Source organism: Anaerosalibacter bizertensis, from assembly GCF_009696605.1.
Taxonomy (GTDB): domain Bacteria; phylum Bacillota; class Clostridia; order Tissierellales; family Sporanaerobacteraceae; genus Anaerosalibacter; species Anaerosalibacter bizertensis.
Window position 1 is genome coordinate 132,738 of sequence record NZ_VULR01000002.1, and the last position, 18,860, is coordinate 151,597.

Here is an 18,860-nt window from a genome sequence, read left to right on the forward strand (position 1 = left end):
GCATGAATAATATAAGAAGTTATAAAAAATTATTTTCTATATTGTTATTAGTAACTTTATTACTACCCATTATATTCCCAATGACAGAGGTTCTTGCGGCTACTGTAACTATAGATCCAAGCGACGAAGAACCATCACTGTCTAAAGATGCAAAGGGTACATATATTATAAAGACTGTTGAAGATATTAATACTTTTAGAGAAGATATTGATAAAGGAATTGACTATACTGGATTGACTGTAGAATTGTTGAATGATATAGATATTGCTAAATCTAAAATTTCTTTAAATTCTTTTAAAACAAAACTTAATGAATATGGAGAAGAAGTAGTAGGGATTTTTAATGGTATATTTGATGGAAACGGATATTCTATTAAGAACTATAATGATAAAGTGTCAGGTTTTTTTTGTGTAGTAGGTCCAAATGCAGTGCTGAGAAACTTTAATATTCATGGAGATATAGTATTAGATGATGCAGATGCTATTTTATTCGATGTTTATAATGACTCTAATAGTACTTCAAAGAAAAGCATAGGATATGGTATGTTAGCAAGTTCTTGTGCTGGTGAGGTAGTGAGATGTTCATCATCAGGCAGTATTGTGAATAAGTTAGCAAAGATACGTATTGGTGGTTTAATAGGAGAATCTCAAGTATATATAAAAAAACATGATGGTAATAAAATATATTATGGAAATATGAGAGATTGTTATAGTCGTGTAAATTTTGACAATCAATATACTAAAGATATGGGTGATATAGCTCCCAAAATTGGGGGATTAGCTTATGATGGTGGAAATGGAATAATTAGATCTTATTTTGCAGGAACTTTTAAAGGATACAGTACTAATAGCATAAGTGAATACAGAGAGATATATTCTCCAATTTGGAAAACTTGTAGTGCTTCTAATGCTGAAAGTGGTGAGACTTGTGCCTATGATAAAGATACTTGTGGTTTCCACTTATTGGGGAGTCGTTCAGGCAAGAAATATACAACGGAGGAAATGAAAAAGAAAGAAACTTTTACTACTGAAAAACATAATTTTGATTTTGAATATTGTTGGAGTATAGATCCTAATATAAATGATGGTTACCCTTATTTAGATGCTAAAAAGCTAGACAAAAAGGAAACAATATATTTAGATGTTCAAGGGATTGCAGAAGATAAAATTTATGATGAGAAACTAAGTATGAAAGAAAATCTAAAAACCAATATAAAAGATATAAATTTTGCTAATTTAACACCTGAAATGGAAGAATTAATAGATAAGTACAATGTAAAATTAAATTGGAAGGTTAATCCATTCAAAAGTCCTTCTTTTGATCCAATACATGGTGATAAAGTCAAAGTAAATGTAGATTATGAATCATTGGAACTTGAGTATGATGCAAATCAAGAATACTTATTTAAGATTGGCAAGGTATTGCCAGTATATGCAAAATTTAAGGACAATGGAAGAAATGTCTTAACTAAAGAAGAAAAAGATGAAAAAATAGAAAAGTTAAAGGAATTAGAAGATTATGTAGTAAATACTATTCGAGATAGACATGGTTTTTTAATTAAGGATATACCTGAGATGAGTTATGAAAGAAAAAAAGATCAGTGGGGAGACAATATAATATTAGATGACCATGATTGGTTTGTATTCTCAGCTGCACGTATGGGCTATATTCCAGAAGAAAATCCAGAATTTTATGATGACTGGTTTGAAGAAATACAAAAATTTATGGCCAATTTAAAAGAAGAAGGTATTGATGTAGATGATATTCATGCAGATTCAATTAGTAAACTTATATTAGCTGTTTCAGCAACTGGGTATGATATTCGTGATATTGAAGGATGGGATCTATTAGGCTCATTAACAAAGCCTGGTAGACAAATGTCAGGATATTTTTCATCCCAATATAGTTTCTTTGCTCGTCATTCTCAAGACTATCCTATGAGTAAAGAAATAAAAGAAAAAGATGAGAAGATGATACATGATCAAGCAAAATATTTAAAAGATAGAAATGGTGGAAGTGCTGCTGATATGGTAGTTATGTCATACCAACCTTCTTTATATTTCAATAATGTTGAAGGTTATGAAGATGTAACGGAAGCAGTACAACTTATGAAAAAAGCTTTTTCAGAGCATCAGACAGCTGAAGGAACTTTCTGGGGAGGATTTGCAAATGATACTCATAATATATGGACTAATGCTCAAGTATATATGAATATAAATATAGCAGGACTTGACCCATTTGATCCTATGTTTATTAAGAATGGAAACACTATAGTGGAACCTTATCTTAAAGGGGAATATTTTAATTTTGAAAATAAGATGTTAAGTCCTATGATTACCTATGAAATAGGACAAATAATTAGAGGTTTTGATTCAGTTGTAAGAGCTTATGAAGGACGAACCCATATATTTGATTGTAGAGATTTAGAAGATACTTTAGGCCTTAAGACTTCAACAGTAACAGTGAATAATCAAATATTATCTTTGACAGAGGATAGTACTCCTGAAGAAGTAGCAGCTGCAAGGGATGCATATAATGGTCCAGGAAGTAAATTAACAGATCGTCAACGTAAATCTATGAGAGAATCCACAATAAAACATTTAGAAGATATAGAAAAGAAAGTAATAGAAAATCCAGATAAAGAAGCTGCAGATAGAATAAATAAATTAATTAATGAATTAAAATTAGATAAGTTTACAAATGAAAATAAAGAAGCTGTTAAAGCTGCAAGGAAAGCTTATGAAGCTTTAACAGAAGAACAGAAAAAACTAGTAGATATTGAAAAGCTTGAAGCAGCAGAAAAGAAAATGGATGAATTAGAGATTAAGAACTTTAAATCTTTAGTAGAGGCCCTTGGGGGTATCTCAAATCCACCAACGGAAGAAAATATTAAAGCTATAGAAAAAGCAGAAAATGCATATAAAAATATGTCAAAAGAACTTAAAAAGGATCTAGAAGTTATTGCTGCTAAATTTACTTTAGATGGCATAATAGAAAAGATAAATGAAGAACCTGAAGACAAAGAAGTAAAATTGGTTGTAGAAGCTATAAAGGAATTGCCAATAACGATAACATTAGAAGATAAACCAGCAGTAGAAGCTGTGAGGAATGCTTATAATGCATTGGACGAAAAGCAAAAGGAAAAAGTAGGAGTTGAAAATCTAAAGATTTTAGAAGAAGCAGAAAAGATTATAAAAGAACTAGAATCAGAAGATGATGGACAAGTTGGTACTATTACCTTTGCATTAGAAAGATTTACATTGGGGCAAGGATATTTTGTAGAACCTATGGAAGTGCCAATTTATAAAGGGGAAAATTGTAGGGATATACTTGACCGCATTCTTGGAAAAGAAAATGTAATTGGAAAGTATGATTATGTAGAGGCTATAAAAGGAGCAGATAAAGGAGAAATAAATATTCCAGAAGAACTGTTAAGTATGATAGAAGAGAATCCAACTAATGGACAATCATTCCATGGTGAATTAAATGAGCCAGGTCAATTAGGTGAATTTGATTATAGTTCAATGTCGGGATGGATGTATTCTGTAAACAATGTACTTCCTAATGTAGGAATGAATGCCTATACTCCTAAAGATGGAGATGTATTTAGAGTCCATTTTACTCTTTGGGGGTATGGTGCTGATTTAGGTCAAGACTTCCCAGGAGGAACATCACCACTTCCTGTTGGAGATAAGACAGCATTGACTAAAAAAATTGCTGAAATAAATGGAAAACCCAATAAAGATAAACTGTTAAAAGACCAAACTTTTAAGGAAGTCTATGATTATGTTTATAAAACTATACAAAGAGTAACAGTTTCAGATGAAGAACTTGATGAATGCGTTAAATTGTTAGATGTTTCAATGAAAAAAGCAGATGAAAAGATTATAAAAGAAGTAGAAAATATGATATCTAAACTTCCAGAAATAGATAAATTAACGCTAAATGATAAAGGAAAAGTAGAAGAAGTAAGGAAAGCTTATGATGAATTGACAGCGGAACAAAGAAAACTAGTATCTAATGCTGATAAGCTTATTGAAGTAGAAGATAAAATAGTTGAACTAGAGGCTATAGAAAAAGATAAAGAAAAAGAAAGAAATAAAAAAGCAGCTGACAAAGTAATAAAGCAGATAGAAAGCTTAAAGCTAGATAAATTTACAAATGAAAATAAAGAGGCTGTTAAAGTTGCCAGAAAAGCTTATGAAGCTTTAACAGATGATCAAAAGAAATTAGTAGATGTTGAAAAACTTGAATCAGCAGAAAAAAGGATTAAAGAATTGGAAATTGAAAACTTTAGGAACTTAGTAGAGGATATTGGAGAAATTTCCAAACCAGCAAGAGAAGAAAATATTAAGGCTGTAAAGGAAGCGGAAAATGCATATAACAATATGTCAGAAGAACTTAGGAAAGATTCTGAGGTAATAAGATTAAAAGGTATATTAGATGAAGCTAAAAATAAATTAGATGAAGATATAGCTCCAGATAATGACAATAAAGATACAAAGGATGATAATAACAAACCTCCAAAGATTGATCCAGAGGGTGACAAAACAGGAGGAAGCAATGGCAAAGTAATAGACATAAATGATAAGAAGGAAAATCCAAACAATAAAGGAAAGAGAAAATTACCAGCTACTGGAACAGAAGATAAAATTAAATATGTAGGTATAGGTATATTATTTGTAGGATTACTTTTATTAAGCAAAAAGCATTTTAAATTAGCTAAGAATAACAATCAAGATAAATAGGAAAATTAGTAGGTATAAATACATCCCTGCTTTCAAAAAGAAGGCAGGAATGTATTTGCATTTGCTTTGTCATGGTATGTATTGAAGTCTAGGTAAAGTTAAAGTTTTCATAATTCTAAAAAGCTTATGTGCTTTTATAATTTATTTATAAGATAGAAGCCTTTATTTATATACAAAGAAGATCTTAATTTCATATTAAGCGGGGGTCAAAAATGAAAAACAATAAACCAAATAAAGTTTTAATTATAATATTGTTAATTAGTATTTTAATATCTACCAAAAGTATTATTAGAAATAAGAAAATAGAAAAATGGATGGGTTTGCTAGAAGGGTTACATGAGGTAGACAAAATTGAAGTAATGGGTTATGAAGGTAAGAATATAATATTTGAAGATAAAGAGGATGTAGGAGATATAGTGATGAATTTTTATCCTCTTTGGAATGTTGATATAAATAAAAAGAAAATAGACAAATATGTAGATAAATCTGAGCCTTCTTTCAAGATTAAATTCTATAAGAATGGTTCATTAATAATGACAGAGGAAATTTTAAAACTATCAAAAAATATTGAAAAAGAAAATTCAGCTGAAGATTTAAAGAATCTAACATTTAAAATCAAAGGGGATTATTACATAGTTAAAATTAATAATAAATACTGTAGTGTACAAATGAAGGATGATAGGGTATTAGAATTACTTGAAAGATATTAATATTGATATCTTTTATTTTGTCATTAAAATTAGGGTATAATAACACACTTCTAAAGAGGTGTGTTATTATACCCTAATGAATATGTATATGTTTTATTTATTAGAAATATAAGACCATGGCAGTAAATAAAAATATTACATCTATTTTTTACACGTACTTCCTCTTTTTTACTTTATTTTGCTTAAGTATATATAAAATCTGGCTTCTTTCTTTACCTTTAGCCTTTACTACAATTTTTCCTTGTTCAAATTCTGTGAAAAGCTCAATTTTATCTTGTAGGGGCAAATAGCTATCTATACTATTATAAGGGTAATAGCCTGTAGCATTGTGGATAGGTTGTCCTAAAGGTATATCGATTCTCAAATCTAATCCATTGACTATTACTCCATCCTTTGTAAATACAATTTTCATAGTTTTTTCTGAAAATTTTAAAAGAAAATATATTATAATAAAGAAAATTATAAAAAGAGCAATTCTTCCTAAAGTAATAGACTTTAATGAAAAATCTCTAAAAAGTTGGCTAAAGTATATAAGTACTAGAAAAATATATATCCATGATTTCTCTATATTAGTGAAGCTATCCCCCTGAAGTTCTAAAAGGACTTTATTTTTCTTCAATGTTTTATTATTCCATTTCCACTTTAAAAATCCTTGAAAGAACGCAAAAAACAATAGACCTAGAGATAATAGAAGAGGTAGTATTGTGTTTTTAATTGAAGGCATTGATATATTCTTTAGTATAGGGTCTAATAAAATTGTAATAAATGTTATAAATAAAATTGTAACCATAAATGACAGAAAAAAAGCCATAGATTTTTTCATTCTACTCATTAAAAAACCTCCTAAAATATTCTAATTATTTATATTATATCCTATATAAAAATTCACTTCAATTTTTTTATGATAATGTGATAATATACTTATATAGGGTTTTTTAGAAAGGTGGTTTTATGTTTAATATAGATGAGGAATTGAAAAAATTACCTGATAAACCAGGAGTATATATAATGAAGAATGAAACTGGAGAAGTTATATATGTAGGAAAGGCTATTTCTTTAAAGAAAAGGGTTAGACAGTATTTCCAGTCTTCTAGAAACAATACTCCAAAGGTAAGGGCTATGGTTAAGAACATTAGTGAATTTGAATATATAATAGTTGACAATGAAGTAGAAGCTTTAATTTTAGAAGCAAATTTAATAAAAAGACATAGACCTAAGTACAATATTCTTTTAAGGGATGATAAACAATATCCATATATAAAGGTAACAACTAATGAAAAATATCCTAGGGTTATAAAGACTAGAAAAATATTAAAAGATGGGGCTAAATATTTTGGTCCATATCCTAATGGATATGCAGTAAATGATACATTAGATATAATCAGGACCCTTTATCCAATTAGGACTTGTAAATTAAAACTTGATGGAACTAAGGTTATAAATAGGCCTTGCCTTAATTATTATATAGGCAGATGCTTGGCCCCTTGCCAGGGAAATGTAGATGAAGATGAATATATGAAAATGATTGATGAAATAATAATGTTTTTAAATGGAAGAGAAGAGAAGCTTGTAGAAGTAATAGAAAAGAAGATGGAAAACGCAGCTAAAGATTTAGATTTTGAAAATGCAGCTAAATATAGAGATCAAGTTAATTCTCTAAAGGTAATTCTTGAAAAACAGAAAATAGTTTCTACTAATAGTTTAGTAGATCAAGATATAATAGGCATGGCAAGAGGGGTAGAGAATGTTTGTATTCAAGTATTTTTTATAAGAAGTGGAAAGATTATGGGAAGGGAGCATTTTTTCATTTCAGACACAGAACAAACTGAGAGAGCTGAAATTTTAAGTTCTTTTATAAAACAATTTTATTTAGGAACTGCCTATGTGCCAAAGGAAATATTTGTAGAAGAAGAAATTGAAGATGAAAGTATAATTTCTAAATGGCTTAGTGAAAAAAGAGGTTCTAAGGTAACTATAAGGGTACCTAAAAGAGGAGAAAAAAGTAAGCTCATGGAAATGGTAAGAAAAAATGCATTAGATACCTTAAATCAGTATGGCCAAAATGTTATAATGGAGAAGAAGGAAAGAGAAGAACCATTGGAAGAGTTGGCTACAGTTATGGATTTAGATGAAGTACCTTTTAGGATTGAAGCTTTTGATATATCTAATATTCAAGGAGTAGAACCAGTAGGTTCTATGGTAGTATTTGAAAAGGGTATTCCTAAGAAAAGTGATTATAGAAGGTTTAAAATAAGAACAGTTATCGGTCCAAATGACTATGCAAGTATGGAAGAAGTTATAAAAAGGAGATTTAAAAGAGGGCTAGAAGAAAAAGAGCTAGTAAAAGAAAATAATATAAAAGTAAAAGGATTTTCTATTTTCCCAGATCTTATTATGATGGATGGGGGAAAAGGACAAGTAAATATAGCAGAAAGAATACTGTTTGAAATGGGGATAGAAATACCTGTATGTGGTCTTGTAAAGGACGAACATCACAATACAAGAGGAATTATATATAAGAACAAAGAAATATCATTAGAAAAAAATACTACTACCTTTAGATTTATAACTAGAATTCAAGATGAAGCCCATAGGTTTGCTATTAGTTATCATAGAAGTTTAAGGAACAAAAAAATGTTTAAATCTGTATTAGATGATATTAAAGGAATAGGAACCAAAAGAAAGAAAGCTCTTCTTAAAGCTTTTGGCAGTGTCGAAGGAATAAAGAAAGCATCTTTAGATGAATTGATAGCTGTAGAAAGTATGAACAAAAAGGCAGCGGAAGAAGTATATAATTTTTTTCGAAAATAACTTTAGAATATTAAAGGATGTGAACCAAAATGGACTATATAACCCTTAATGAGTTAGTAAAAGCTTTAGATTTAGAAATTATCTACAGATCTAATAATATAGATGAAGTTAAAATAAATAAAAGTGATGTTAATAGACCAGGACTTCAATTGGCAGGCTATTTTGATCATTTTGCACATGAGAGACTTCAGTTAATTGGAAATGTTGAATGGCACTATCTAAATAGTTTGCCTGAGGATATAAGATGTGAAAGAATAGAAAAGTTATTTTCCCATCCAATACCAGCAATGGTTATATCTAGAGGTCTAGAACCTTTTCCAGAGATGATAGAATTTGCAAAGAAAAAAAATGTAAGTTTTTTAAGAACAGAGCATTCAACTACTAAATTTATAAATCTTTTAATAAATCATTTAGATTATGTACTGGCTCCAGAAATAACTGTCCATGGAGTGTTAGTAGAGGTTTATGGTATGGGAGCACTTTTAATAGGAGAAAGTGGAGTAGGGAAAAGCGAAACTGCACTTGAATTAATAAAAAGAGGACATAGATTAGTAGCTGATGATACTGTAGAAATAAAAAGGGTTGAAGATGATATAAGAGGAACAGCTCCAGAGTTAATAAGGCATTTTATGGAGATAAGAGGTATTGGAATAGTAGATATTGAAAGACTTTATGGAGTTAGTGCAGTTAAGAATTGGGAATTTATAGATTTAGTCATTGAATTAGAATTTTGGGATGAGGAAAAAGAATATGACAGAATAGGGTTAGATGAAGAATATACTGAAATATTAGGAATAAAGGTTCCTAAACTAGTTATACCAGTAAGACCAGGCAGAAATACTGCTATGATAGTAGAAGTAGCAACTAGGAATAATAGACAAAAAATGTTAGGTTATAATGCGGCAATAGCATTAGATAATAAAGTCAAAAAAGAAATAGAAAAAAGAAGAAGGGAAAGGTTTAAGGAGTGATAAAATTTTAACGAAAAAAATCGTTTCGAAACATATGTAACATTTTTACATTAACAATTACGACATTAATTACTATTCTTTTGATGGTTGACTTTATTTATAATGTTTAATATACTAAAAACATAGTTAAATATAAAAATACTATTCTTACTTAATAAAGGAAGAATGTCAATTTTTTTACAATGTAAAAGCAATATTTTAAAGGGGGTCTATAAATGGCAAAAGTTATGAAAACCATGGATGGTAATACTGCAGCAGCCTATGTTGCATACGCTTTCACAGATGTGGCAGCAATTTATCCAATCACACCTTCATCAACAATGGCAGAACTAATTGATGATTGGGCAGCCCATGGTAGAAAAAATATTTTTGGTCAAGAAGTAAAAGTAACAGAAATGCAATCTGAAGCAGGAGCAGCAGGAGCAGTACATGGCTCATTAAGTGCAGGAGCACTAACTACTACATTCACTGCTTCCCAAGGTTTATTACTTATGATTCCTAATATGTACAAGATGGCTGGAGAACTTCTTCCAGGTGTATTCCATGTATCAGCAAGAGCGCTTGCAGGCCATGCATTAAGTATTTTTGGAGATCATCAAGACGTAATGGCAACAAGACAAACTGGTTTTGCTCTACTTGCATCTGGTAGTGTTCAAGAAGCTATGGATTTAGCTGGAGTAGCACATTTAACTGCTATTAAAGGTAGAGTTCCTTTTGTACATTTCTTTGATGGATTTAGAACTAGCCATGAAATTCAAAAGATTGAATTAATAGACTATGAAGATCTTAAAAACTTAGTGGATATGGATGCAGTTAAAGAATTTAGAAATAGATCTTTAAACCCTGAACGTCCATATACTAAAGGTACAGCACAAAACCCAGATATTTTCTTCCAAGCTAAAGAAGCTTCAAACCCATATTATGACAGAATACCAGATATGGTTAATGATTATATGCAAGAAATAACAAAATTAACAGGAAGAGAATATAAACCTTTCAATTATTATGGACATCCAGAAGCTGAGAACATAATAGTTGCAATGGGTTCTGTAACTGAAACTATAGAAGAAACTGTTGACTATTTAATAGAAAAAGGTGAAAAAGTAGGTGTTATAAAAGTACATCTATATAGACCTTTCTCAGAAAAATACTTCTTTGATGTATTACCAAGTACAGTTAAGAGAGTTTCAGTTCTTGATAGAACTAAAGAACCAGGAGCAGTAGGAGAACCATTATACTTAGATGTTCGTTCAATGTTCTATGGAAAAGAAAACGCTCCACTAATTGTTGGTGGAAGATACGGTTTAGGTTCAAAAGATACTACTCCATCACAAATAAATGCTGTATTTGAGAACTTAAAAGCTGAAGAACCAAGAGATGGATTTACTATAGGTATATTAGATGATGTAACTCATAAATCATTAGAAATAAAAGAAGAAATCAAAACAGCTCCAGAAAGCACAATTAGATGTAAGTTCTGGGGACTAGGTTCAGACGGTACTGTTGGTGCAAATAAGAGTGCTATTAAGATTATTGGAGACAATACAGACATGTACGCTCAAGGATATTTTGCATATGATAGTAAGAAATCAGGTGGAGTTACTATATCTCACTTAAGATTTGGACATGAACCTATAAAATCTACTTACTTAATAGATGAAGCAGATTTTATATCCTGCTCAAAACAATCTTATGTTCATCAATATAGTGTTGTAGATGGAATAAAAGATGGTGGAACATTCTTATTAAATACAAATTGGTCAGTTGATGAACTAGATAAACATTTACCTGGCGATGTTAAGAAATATTTAGCTGAACACAATGTTAATTTCTATATTATAGATGCTACAGCTATTGCAAATGAAATAGGCCTTGGAAACAGAATCAACATGATAATGCAATCTGCATTCTTTAAATTAGCAAATGTAATTCCAGTAGATGAAGCAGTTAAATATCTAAAAGATTCTATTGTTGCTACGTACGGTAGAAAAGGTGAAGATGTTGTTGCAATGAACCATAAGGCTGTAGATAGAGGTATTGATGCATTAGTTAAAGTTGATATACCAGAAAGCTGGAAAGATGCTGAGGTAGCTGAAGAAACAGCAGTTAGTGCAGATGTACCTGAATTTATTAAAGATGTTTTAATACCAATGAATAGACAAGAAGGGGATAAACTTCCTGTAAGTACTTTTGTAGATAAAGAAGATGGTATATTCCCACATGGAACTGCAGCATATGAAAAACGTGGTATTGCTGTAAATATTCCAGAATGGCAAGTTGACAACTGTATACAATGTAACCAATGTGCATTTGTATGTCCACATGCTGCTATTAGACCATTCTTGTTAAATGAAGAAGAAGTTAAAAACAAACCAGAAAGTTTTGAAACTAAGAAAGCATTAGGAAAAGGATTAGAAGGACTCGAATATCGTATACAAGTAAGTGCATTAGACTGTACTGGCTGTGGAAACTGTGCTAATGTATGTCCAGCAAAAGATAAAGCACTAGTTATGAAACCATTAGAAGAGCTAGTTGAAAAACAATCTAAGAACTGGGATTATGCAATGGAAGTTGAAGTAAAAGATGATTTAATGGCAAATAACAATGTTAAAGGTAGCCAATTTGTTCAACCATTGTTAGAATTCTCAGGAGCATGTGCAGGATGTGGAGAAACTCCATATGCTAAAATTGTTACTCAATTATTTGGAGATAGAATGATAATTGCTAATGCAACAGGTTGTTCATCAATTTGGGGAGCTAGTGCACCATCAACTCCATACTGTATAAATAAAGATGGAAGAGGACCTGCTTGGGCTAACTCATTATTTGAGGACAATGCTGAATACGGATATGGTATGGCAACAGCTGTTAACCAATTAAGAGATAAACTTGAAGTATTAATGAATGAATTTATGGAATTAGATATAGATAACGAAATTAACGAAGCATTTAAAGCTTGGATTGAAGGTAAGAAAGATGCTAAAGCATCAAAAGCAGCTACATTAACTATCCTACCATTATTAGAAAAAGAAGTGGGAAATGAAAGAGGACAAAAAATTCTATCAGAAATAGCTGAGCTAAAAGATTATTTAATCAAAAAATCCATGTGGATCTTTGGTGGAGACGGCTGGGCATATGATATAGGATTTGGAGGACTTGATCATGTACTTGCATCTGGAGAAGATGTAAATGTATTAGTATTTGATACTGAAGTTTATTCAAATACTGGAGGTCAATCATCAAAAGCAACTCCAACAGCTGCTGTAGCTAAATTTGCTGCTTCCGGTAAGAGGGTTAGAAAGAAAGACTTAGGTATGATAGCAGCATCTTATGGCTATGTATATGTAGCACAAGTAGCTATGGGAGCAAACAAGAATCAATTGCTTAAAGCATTAACTGAAGCAGAACAATATGATGGTCCATCACTTATTATAGCTTATGCACCATGTATTAACCACGGAATAAAAGGTGGAATGGGCAATAGCCAAGAACAAGAGAAGAAAGCTGTAGAAGCAGGATATTGGCATTTATATAGATACAATCCAGCATTAGAAGAAGAAGGTAAAAATCCATTTATTTTAGACTCTAAAGAGCCAACAGGAGACTTTATCGAATTCTTAAATACTGAAGTAAGATATACATCATTAAAACGTACTTTCCCAGAAGTAGCAGATGAGCTATTCAAGAAAGCAGAAGAAGATGCAAAAGCAAGATATGAAAAATATAAGAGAATGGCTGAATAATTAAATGAAAATTAAAGTAGAGGCGAAAGCCTCTACTTTTTTTACATAAAGTTTGCCCCTCATGAATAATTATTTAGAGGGGTGAATTTATGTCAATGAGAAAGGGAGAAGGAATAGTTGCAATGTTATTGATTGCATTTATTGTATTCTGGTCTTTTTACATACATTTTAATGATCCAGATTCACTAACAGAAGAGCCAGAAGAATGTTATACTGGTATTATAAGGGTATGGGATTATCCAAGATTAAATGTGGATACAGGAAGTAGGTATAGTTGGATTCAAGAAAGAATAAGAGAGTTTGAAAAAAAGAATCCAGGAGTATATATAGATTTTACGCCCTTGGATTGGGAAAGTGGTCCTAAAAAAATAGAAGAAGCTATTAAATCTAATGAGAAACCTGATATTGTACCTATTAGTTTTAATTTTCCTTGGATAGATGAATTAGAAGTGTTGAATGAATTTTTAGAGAAAGAAGAGTTAGATGAGTTTAAATTTGAAACTTTAAAGCCAGTAATTTATAATGAGAATATAATTGGCTTACCTTTTATGATGACAACTTATACTATGTATTTAAATTTAGATTTATTTAATGAAAGAGGGGTATCCCCTCCATTAGATGGGAATTGGACCTATGAAGAATTTGTTAAAAAACTAGAAGAACTTACCTTTGATTCTGATAATGATGGAATTAATGATCATTTTGGTTTTACTTCCTTTGTAGAACCTAATTATTATAATCTTTGGGGAATAATACTTAGTGATGGTGCTGAAATAATGGATTTTAAAAAGAATAAATATAAATTTTATGGGGATAGTGCAATAAAAGGTGTACAAAGGGTAGTAGATTTAAAATATAAATATAAAGTTACCCCGGATAACTTTGGTAGTTTAGGGGAAAAAGAGTGTTGGGATATGTTTATTAAGGATAAAAAGATAGCTGTATATCCAACAGGATCTTGGGGAGTTAAAGTCCTTGAAGATCTTCAAAATAAAGGGGAAGGGTTCAATTTTGATATAGCTAATTATCCATTGGGAGATGAGAAACTTCCTATGGCTTTAAGCAATGGAGTAGCTTCCTTTGGAATTTTTAAGCAAGAAGATAAAAAAAAGGTAGAGACTTGTGTTAAGTTTTTAAAGTTTCTATCAGATGAATCTAGTCAAAAAACTTTAGAAGAATTAGGAGTATTTACAGTTAAAAAGGGAATAAATGATATGTATAAAGATAATCCAAAGATGAAAAGAATTGAAGAAACACTATATTATACTAAGATAGTGCCTAAAGATGAGAATTGGAAATCTATAGATGTTATTTTACAAGATGAAATAAAAAAAGCTGTATTAAATAAAAAGACATCAAAAGAAGCTGTTGAAGAAGCTAAAAGACGAGTAGAAAATTTGACAAGATAAAGTATAATATTAGATATGAAAGAAAAAATAAAAGTAGGAGTGGTTTTGTTGGATAAAAAAGATATAAAAAGGATATTTAGCGATAATAAAAATATAGGAAAAGTACTTTTAGATGAACCTATGAAAAATCATACTTCTTTTAAAATAGGTGGACCAGCAGATATTATGATTATACCTGGAAATGAAAAGGAATTGATTGAAGGAATAAAAATATGTAAGGATAATAATATAAATTATTATATAATGGGCAATGGCTCCAATCTGCTAGTAAGTGATAAAGGAATAGAAGGTGTTGTAATAAAGATTTCAGAGGAATTTGGAGATATTGTAGTAAATGATACTACTATAAAAGCGGAATCTGGAGCACTTCTTACTGTTGTAAGCAAAAAAGCATTAAAGAACTCCCTTACTGGATTAGAATTTGCAAGTGGTATTCCAGGCAGTATAGGGGGAGCCATAACTATGAATGCAGGCGCTTATGGCGGCGAAATGAAAGATATAGTAACTAAAGTTAGATGTTTAAATAGTGATGGGAATATAGTAGAGTATTCTAATGAAGAAATGAAATTTAGGTATAGAAAGAGTAGGGTGGAAGAGGAAGGCCTTATAGTTTTATCAGTAGAAATGGAACTTGAAAAGGGAGACTATAAAACTATAGAAGAAAGAATGAGAGAGTTAACAGAAAAGAGAACTTCAAAACAGCCTCTCCATCTTCCAAGTGCAGGAAGTACATTTAAAAGACCAGAAGGATATTTTGCTGGAAAGTTAATAGATGATTCAGGCCTTAGAGGTATACGACATGGAGGCGCTCAAGTATCTGAAAAACATTGTGGTTTTATTGTAAATATAGATAAGGCTACTAGTGAGGATGTTAGAACTTTAATAAGGACTGTACAAAAAATTGTAAAGGATAATTATGGAGTAGAATTAGAAACAGAGTTGAAGATTATAGGAAGAGAATAAAAGGAGAAAATTATGAATATTATAGGAGATTATCATACTCATACTATATATAGTCATGGAAAGGGTACCATAAGGGATAATGTAGAAGAAGCTTTCAAGAAGGGATTGAAAGAAATAGCTATATGTGATCATGGACCGGGTCACTTTACTTATGGTATTAAAAGAGAAGATATAAAAAAAATGAGAAAAGAAATAGATGAGTTAAACAAAGAATTTCAACCTAAAGGTTTAAAAATACTTTTAGGAGTAGAAGCTAATATTATAAGGTATGATGGAACTATAGATGTAGATGATGAGATAATAGAGTTCCTAGATATACTCCTTCTTGGTTATCATTTTGGTGCATTGCCAGGAACATTTAAAGATGGTTATAAACTGTATATCTTGAATTTCTTATCTAAAGCAATACCTAAGGTGAGAAAAAATGTGATGGAGATGAATACTTTAGCACTTATTAAGGCTATGGATAGATATCCTATAGATATAATAACCCATCCAGGATCTAAAGTGTATGTAGATATAAGAAGATTGGCTAGGAAAGCTAAGGAAAAAGATATTGCATTAGAAATAAATTCAAGCCATAGCCATTTAACAGTAGAAGAAATAGAATTGGCATTAGAAGAAGATGTTTATTTCTATATAAATAGTGATGCTCATAGTCCAGAAAATGTTGGAAACCTGGAAAATGGAATAGAAAGGGCACTAAAGGGAAAAGTACCTGTAGACAGAATAAAAAATATTGTAGAGTAAAATTGGAGGTGGGTTTATTTGAATATGGAATTTGTCATAATCACAGGGCTATCGGGAGCAGGAAAGAGTCAAGCTATGAGAGCATTGGAGGATTTTGATTATTATTGTATGGACAACCTTCCACCTCAGCTATTACCTGAGTTTGCAGAACTTTGTTATGAATCTAAAAGAGATATTAAAAAAGTAGCAGTAGTAGTAGACATTAGAGGAGGAATATTTTTTGATGCTCTATTTAATAGTTTGGAAACTTTAGAAAAAAAGGGCTTAAAGTATAGAATACTTTTTTTAGACGCTTTAGATAATGTGTTAATAAAGAGATATAAAGAACAAAGACGTCCTCATCCACTAAGTCTTAACGGAAGGCTTATAGATGGTATAACTAAGGAGAGGAAGTTACTTCAGGAAGTAAAGAAAAAATCAGATTATATAATAGATACATCTAAATTGACTATAGGTATGCTGAAAAATGAAATAAGAAGGGTGTTTGTAGAAGGAGGAGAATCAAAGAAACTTACTATATCAGTAGCTTCTTTTGGATTCAAACATGGAATACTTTTGGATGCAGATTTAGTATTTGATGTTAGATTTTTACCAAATCCTTATTATATAAAAGAATTGAGAGAATTTACGGGAAACGATAAAGAAGTAAGGGATTATGTGTTGAAATGGGATCAAACAAAGATATTTATTGATAAACTATTAGATATGGTAAACTTTCTCATTCCATATTATATAGAAGAAGGCAAAACCCAATTGGTTATAGGAATAGGATGTACTGGAGGGCAACATAGGTCTGTTACTATAGCAAATGTACTATATGAGGAATTGGCAAAAGCAGGAAATAGGGTTATAATAAATCATAGGGATGCAAGAGTGTCTTAATTAAAGGGGTAATCTAATATGGGAAAGAGGATTAAACCTAAAATAATTATAGGGAGTTGGGTTTTTTTAGGAGTTATAGGAATACTTTTTATAACATTAGGATTATCAAGTTTTATGTACAATCTAGTTATGACTAATAGTCATACTAATTTTAAAATGTTTTTTACAATAACGGGAATATTATTAGTTCTTATTTCAGTTAAAATATCTATAAGATCAATAATAAATGCTGTAAAAAATAATAAACCAAATGGAAACATTGGAAAAGAGGAATTAAATAAAATGATATATAAAGATAGAATGTTATCAAAAGGACCTAAAATTGTAGCTATAGGAGGAGGAACTGGACTTTCAATACTTTTAAGAGGATTGAAAGAGTATACATCAAATATTACAGCTATTGTTACAGTTGCAGATGATGGAGGAGGCTCAGGTATTCTTAGAGAAGATTTAGGAATGCTTCCTCCTGGAGATATAAGAAGCTGTCTTTTAGCACTTGCTAATACAGAGCCTACTATGGAAAAAATACTTCAATATAGATTTAAAGAAGGAAGCTTAAAGGGACAAAACTTTGGCAATTTGTTTATAGCAGCTATGAATGAGATATATGGAAGTTTTGAATTGGCTATAAAAGAGACTTCCAATGTATTAGCAGTTACAGGAAAGGTTCTACCTATGACATTAGATGATGTAACTCTTTATGCAGTTTTAGAAAATGGAGATATTGTAGCGGGAGAATCTAATATACCTTTAAAGAATAAAGAAGCATCAAGTAAAATAGATAGAATATATATGAAACCAGAAATCACCTATCCTTTAGCAGAAGCTGTGGAAGCTGTAAAAGAAGCCGATATAATTGTATTAGGTCCAGGAAGCTTATATACTAGTGTTATTCCAAATTTATTGGTAAATGATATGTCAGATTACATTTGTGAATCTAATGCTACAAAGGTATATATACCCAATGTAATGACCCAACCAGGAGAGACCGATGACTATACAGTATTTGATCATGCAGAGGCTATACTTAAACATGGGTGCAAGGATTTGTTAGACTATATTATTGTTAATGTAGAAAAAATACCAGAAGAGACTTTAGAAAAGTATAAGGAAGATGGTTCTAAGCCAGTTATATTGACTGAAGAAGATGAAAAGAAATTAAAGAAATTAAATATAAAAGTTATAAAAGATAATTTAATCGAAGTAAAGAAAGATTATATACGTCATGATAGTTTAAAAGCTAGTGAGATAATATTTAATTTATCAAAAGAAAAACAAAGATAAGAAAGCTTATTTTTAAGCTTTCTTATCTAATGTTTTCTACTTTTTTCCTCCAACATTTTAGAGATTAAAGTACCAGCTGTTTTTTTCGTTAAGTTATCATAGGAAATTGCTAGGTTTAATTCATTTGATAGTCTTTTTATAGTTTCCATTTGTCTTTGTGTAGGAGGATCTTCATAGAAATTAGTTGTGGAGATATTTTTGCTTTCTTCTTGAGTTTCATCAAAGGATATTTCTTCAACAGAAGTCATACCTATATTAGTGAGATCTCTTAGAGCTCTTGCTTTGGCACGGGTAGATGCCATTCTTATTAAGTGGGGTACTATAGTAGAATTTACAGACTTAGGGCTAGCATCTCCTATATCTGAAAAGGTGCCATTATTTGTAACAGCATTGGCTTTGCAAATAGCAGTCATATTGTTTTCAGAGTTAGGAATCTGAATAAGTTCTACATTTATTGATTGCAAGCCTTTTTTATGAGCTAAATCTAAAAGACCTTCATAGGTTATAAAATTTTTTCCTTGTAAATTTATAATAAATTTCTCATTTATGTTCATATTTTCACCTCTAATATTATTGTTTGGATTATTTT

At 30.6% G+C, this 18,860-nt stretch carries 12 protein-coding genes; 10 read left to right on the forward strand and 2 right to left on the reverse strand.

All coding sequences use genetic code 11. The annotated features are described in order from the left end of the window. The first annotated feature begins 2 nt into the window (after positions 1-2). Both FYJ27_RS02340 and FYJ27_RS02345 read left to right on the forward strand, forming a co-directional pair. On the forward strand, positions 3-4,748 hold the full coding sequence (locus FYJ27_RS02340) for a DUF4430 domain-containing protein (protein WP_154482544.1): 4,746 nt from the start codon (positions 3-5) through the stop codon (positions 4,746-4,748). 212 nt (positions 4,749-4,960) lie between these two features. Next, complete coding sequence (locus FYJ27_RS02345) at positions 4,961-5,458, forward strand: hypothetical protein (RefSeq protein WP_154482547.1); 498 nt, start codon at positions 4,961-4,963, stop codon at positions 5,456-5,458. A gap of 148 nt (positions 5,459-5,606) precedes the next feature. On the opposite strand, the gene FYJ27_RS02350 is transcribed toward FYJ27_RS02345, so the two are convergent. After that, positions 5,607-6,290: a hypothetical protein gene (locus tag FYJ27_RS02350; protein ID WP_154482550.1), complete on the reverse strand. Its 684-nt coding sequence runs from the start codon at positions 6,288-6,290 to the stop codon at positions 5,607-5,609. A 119-nt stretch (positions 6,291-6,409) separates the two neighbouring features. Between FYJ27_RS02350 and uvrC the strand changes: the two genes are divergently transcribed. From uvrC to FYJ27_RS02390, 8 genes are all read left to right on the forward strand, one after another. Beyond that, complete coding sequence (uvrC, locus tag FYJ27_RS02355) at positions 6,410-8,269, forward strand: excinuclease ABC subunit UvrC (protein ID WP_154482553.1); 1,860 nt, start codon at positions 6,410-6,412, stop codon at positions 8,267-8,269. A gap of 29 nt (positions 8,270-8,298) precedes the next feature. Beyond that, positions 8,299-9,240: an HPr(Ser) kinase/phosphatase gene (hprK, locus tag FYJ27_RS02360; RefSeq protein WP_154482556.1), complete on the forward strand. Its 942-nt coding sequence runs from the start codon at positions 8,299-8,301 to the stop codon at positions 9,238-9,240. 215 nt (positions 9,241-9,455) lie between these two features. Next, positions 9,456-12,983, forward strand: a complete 3,528-nt coding sequence (gene nifJ / locus FYJ27_RS02365) for a pyruvate:ferredoxin (flavodoxin) oxidoreductase (protein WP_154482559.1) — start codon at positions 9,456-9,458, stop codon at positions 12,981-12,983. 89 nt (positions 12,984-13,072) lie between these two features. Beyond that, complete coding sequence (locus FYJ27_RS02370) at positions 13,073-14,392, forward strand: ABC transporter substrate-binding protein (RefSeq protein WP_229775443.1); 1,320 nt, start codon at positions 13,073-13,075, stop codon at positions 14,390-14,392. A gap of 15 nt (positions 14,393-14,407) precedes the next feature. After that, complete coding sequence (gene murB, locus FYJ27_RS02375) at positions 14,408-15,355, forward strand: UDP-N-acetylmuramate dehydrogenase (protein ID WP_154482562.1); 948 nt, start codon at positions 14,408-14,410, stop codon at positions 15,353-15,355. Between the two features lie 12 nt (positions 15,356-15,367). Then, positions 15,368-16,105, forward strand: coding sequence for a PHP domain-containing protein (locus tag FYJ27_RS02380; RefSeq protein ID WP_154482565.1), 738 nt, complete (start codon positions 15,368-15,370; stop codon positions 16,103-16,105). 24 nt (positions 16,106-16,129) lie between these two features. Next, positions 16,130-16,987, forward strand: a complete 858-nt coding sequence (rapZ, locus tag FYJ27_RS02385) for an RNase adapter RapZ (RefSeq protein WP_154482827.1) — start codon at positions 16,130-16,132, stop codon at positions 16,985-16,987. An 18-nt stretch (positions 16,988-17,005) separates the two neighbouring features. After that, complete coding sequence (locus FYJ27_RS02390; RefSeq protein WP_154482568.1) at positions 17,006-18,271, forward strand: gluconeogenesis factor YvcK family protein; 1,266 nt, start codon at positions 17,006-17,008, stop codon at positions 18,269-18,271. 26 nt (positions 18,272-18,297) lie between these two features. On the opposite strand, the gene FYJ27_RS02395 is transcribed toward FYJ27_RS02390, so the two are convergent. Continuing rightward, a complete protein-coding gene (locus FYJ27_RS02395) occupies positions 18,298-18,825 on the reverse strand; it encodes a hypothetical protein (protein WP_154482571.1) in 528 nt (175 codons plus the stop codon). Positions 18,826-18,860: the final 35 nt, after the last annotated feature.

What these genes read in the sequence shown, in the direction of transcription:
- nifJ (WP_154482559.1), top strand. Translation starts at nt 9,456, where the DNA reads ATGGCAAAAGTTATGAAAACCATGGATGGTAATACTGCAGCAGCCTAT.
- uvrC (WP_154482553.1), top strand. Translation starts at nt 6,410, where the DNA reads ATGTTTAATATAGATGAGGAATTGAAAAAATTACCTGATAAACCAGGA.
- FYJ27_RS02350 (WP_154482550.1), bottom strand. Translation starts at nt 6,290, where the DNA reads ATGAGTAGAATGAAAAAATCTATGGCTTTTTTTCTGTCATTTATGGTT.
- FYJ27_RS02340 (WP_154482544.1), top strand. Translation starts at nt 3, where the DNA reads ATGAATAATATAAGAAGTTATAAAAAATTATTTTCTATATTGTTATTA.
- rapZ (WP_154482827.1), top strand. Translation starts at nt 16,130, where the DNA reads ATGGAATTTGTCATAATCACAGGGCTATCGGGAGCAGGAAAGAGTCAA.
- murB (WP_154482562.1), top strand. Translation starts at nt 14,408, where the DNA reads ATGAAAGAAAAAATAAAAGTAGGAGTGGTTTTGTTGGATAAAAAAGAT.
- FYJ27_RS02345 (WP_154482547.1), top strand. Translation starts at nt 4,961, where the DNA reads ATGAAAAACAATAAACCAAATAAAGTTTTAATTATAATATTGTTAATT.
- FYJ27_RS02390 (WP_154482568.1), top strand. Translation starts at nt 17,006, where the DNA reads ATGGGAAAGAGGATTAAACCTAAAATAATTATAGGGAGTTGGGTTTTT.
- hprK (WP_154482556.1), top strand. Translation starts at nt 8,299, where the DNA reads ATGGACTATATAACCCTTAATGAGTTAGTAAAAGCTTTAGATTTAGAA.
- FYJ27_RS02370 (WP_229775443.1), top strand. Translation starts at nt 13,073, where the DNA reads ATGTCAATGAGAAAGGGAGAAGGAATAGTTGCAATGTTATTGATTGCA.
- FYJ27_RS02395 (WP_154482571.1), bottom strand. Translation starts at nt 18,825, where the DNA reads ATGAACATAAATGAGAAATTTATTATAAATTTACAAGGAAAAAATTTT.
- FYJ27_RS02380 (WP_154482565.1), top strand. Translation starts at nt 15,368, where the DNA reads ATGAATATTATAGGAGATTATCATACTCATACTATATATAGTCATGGA.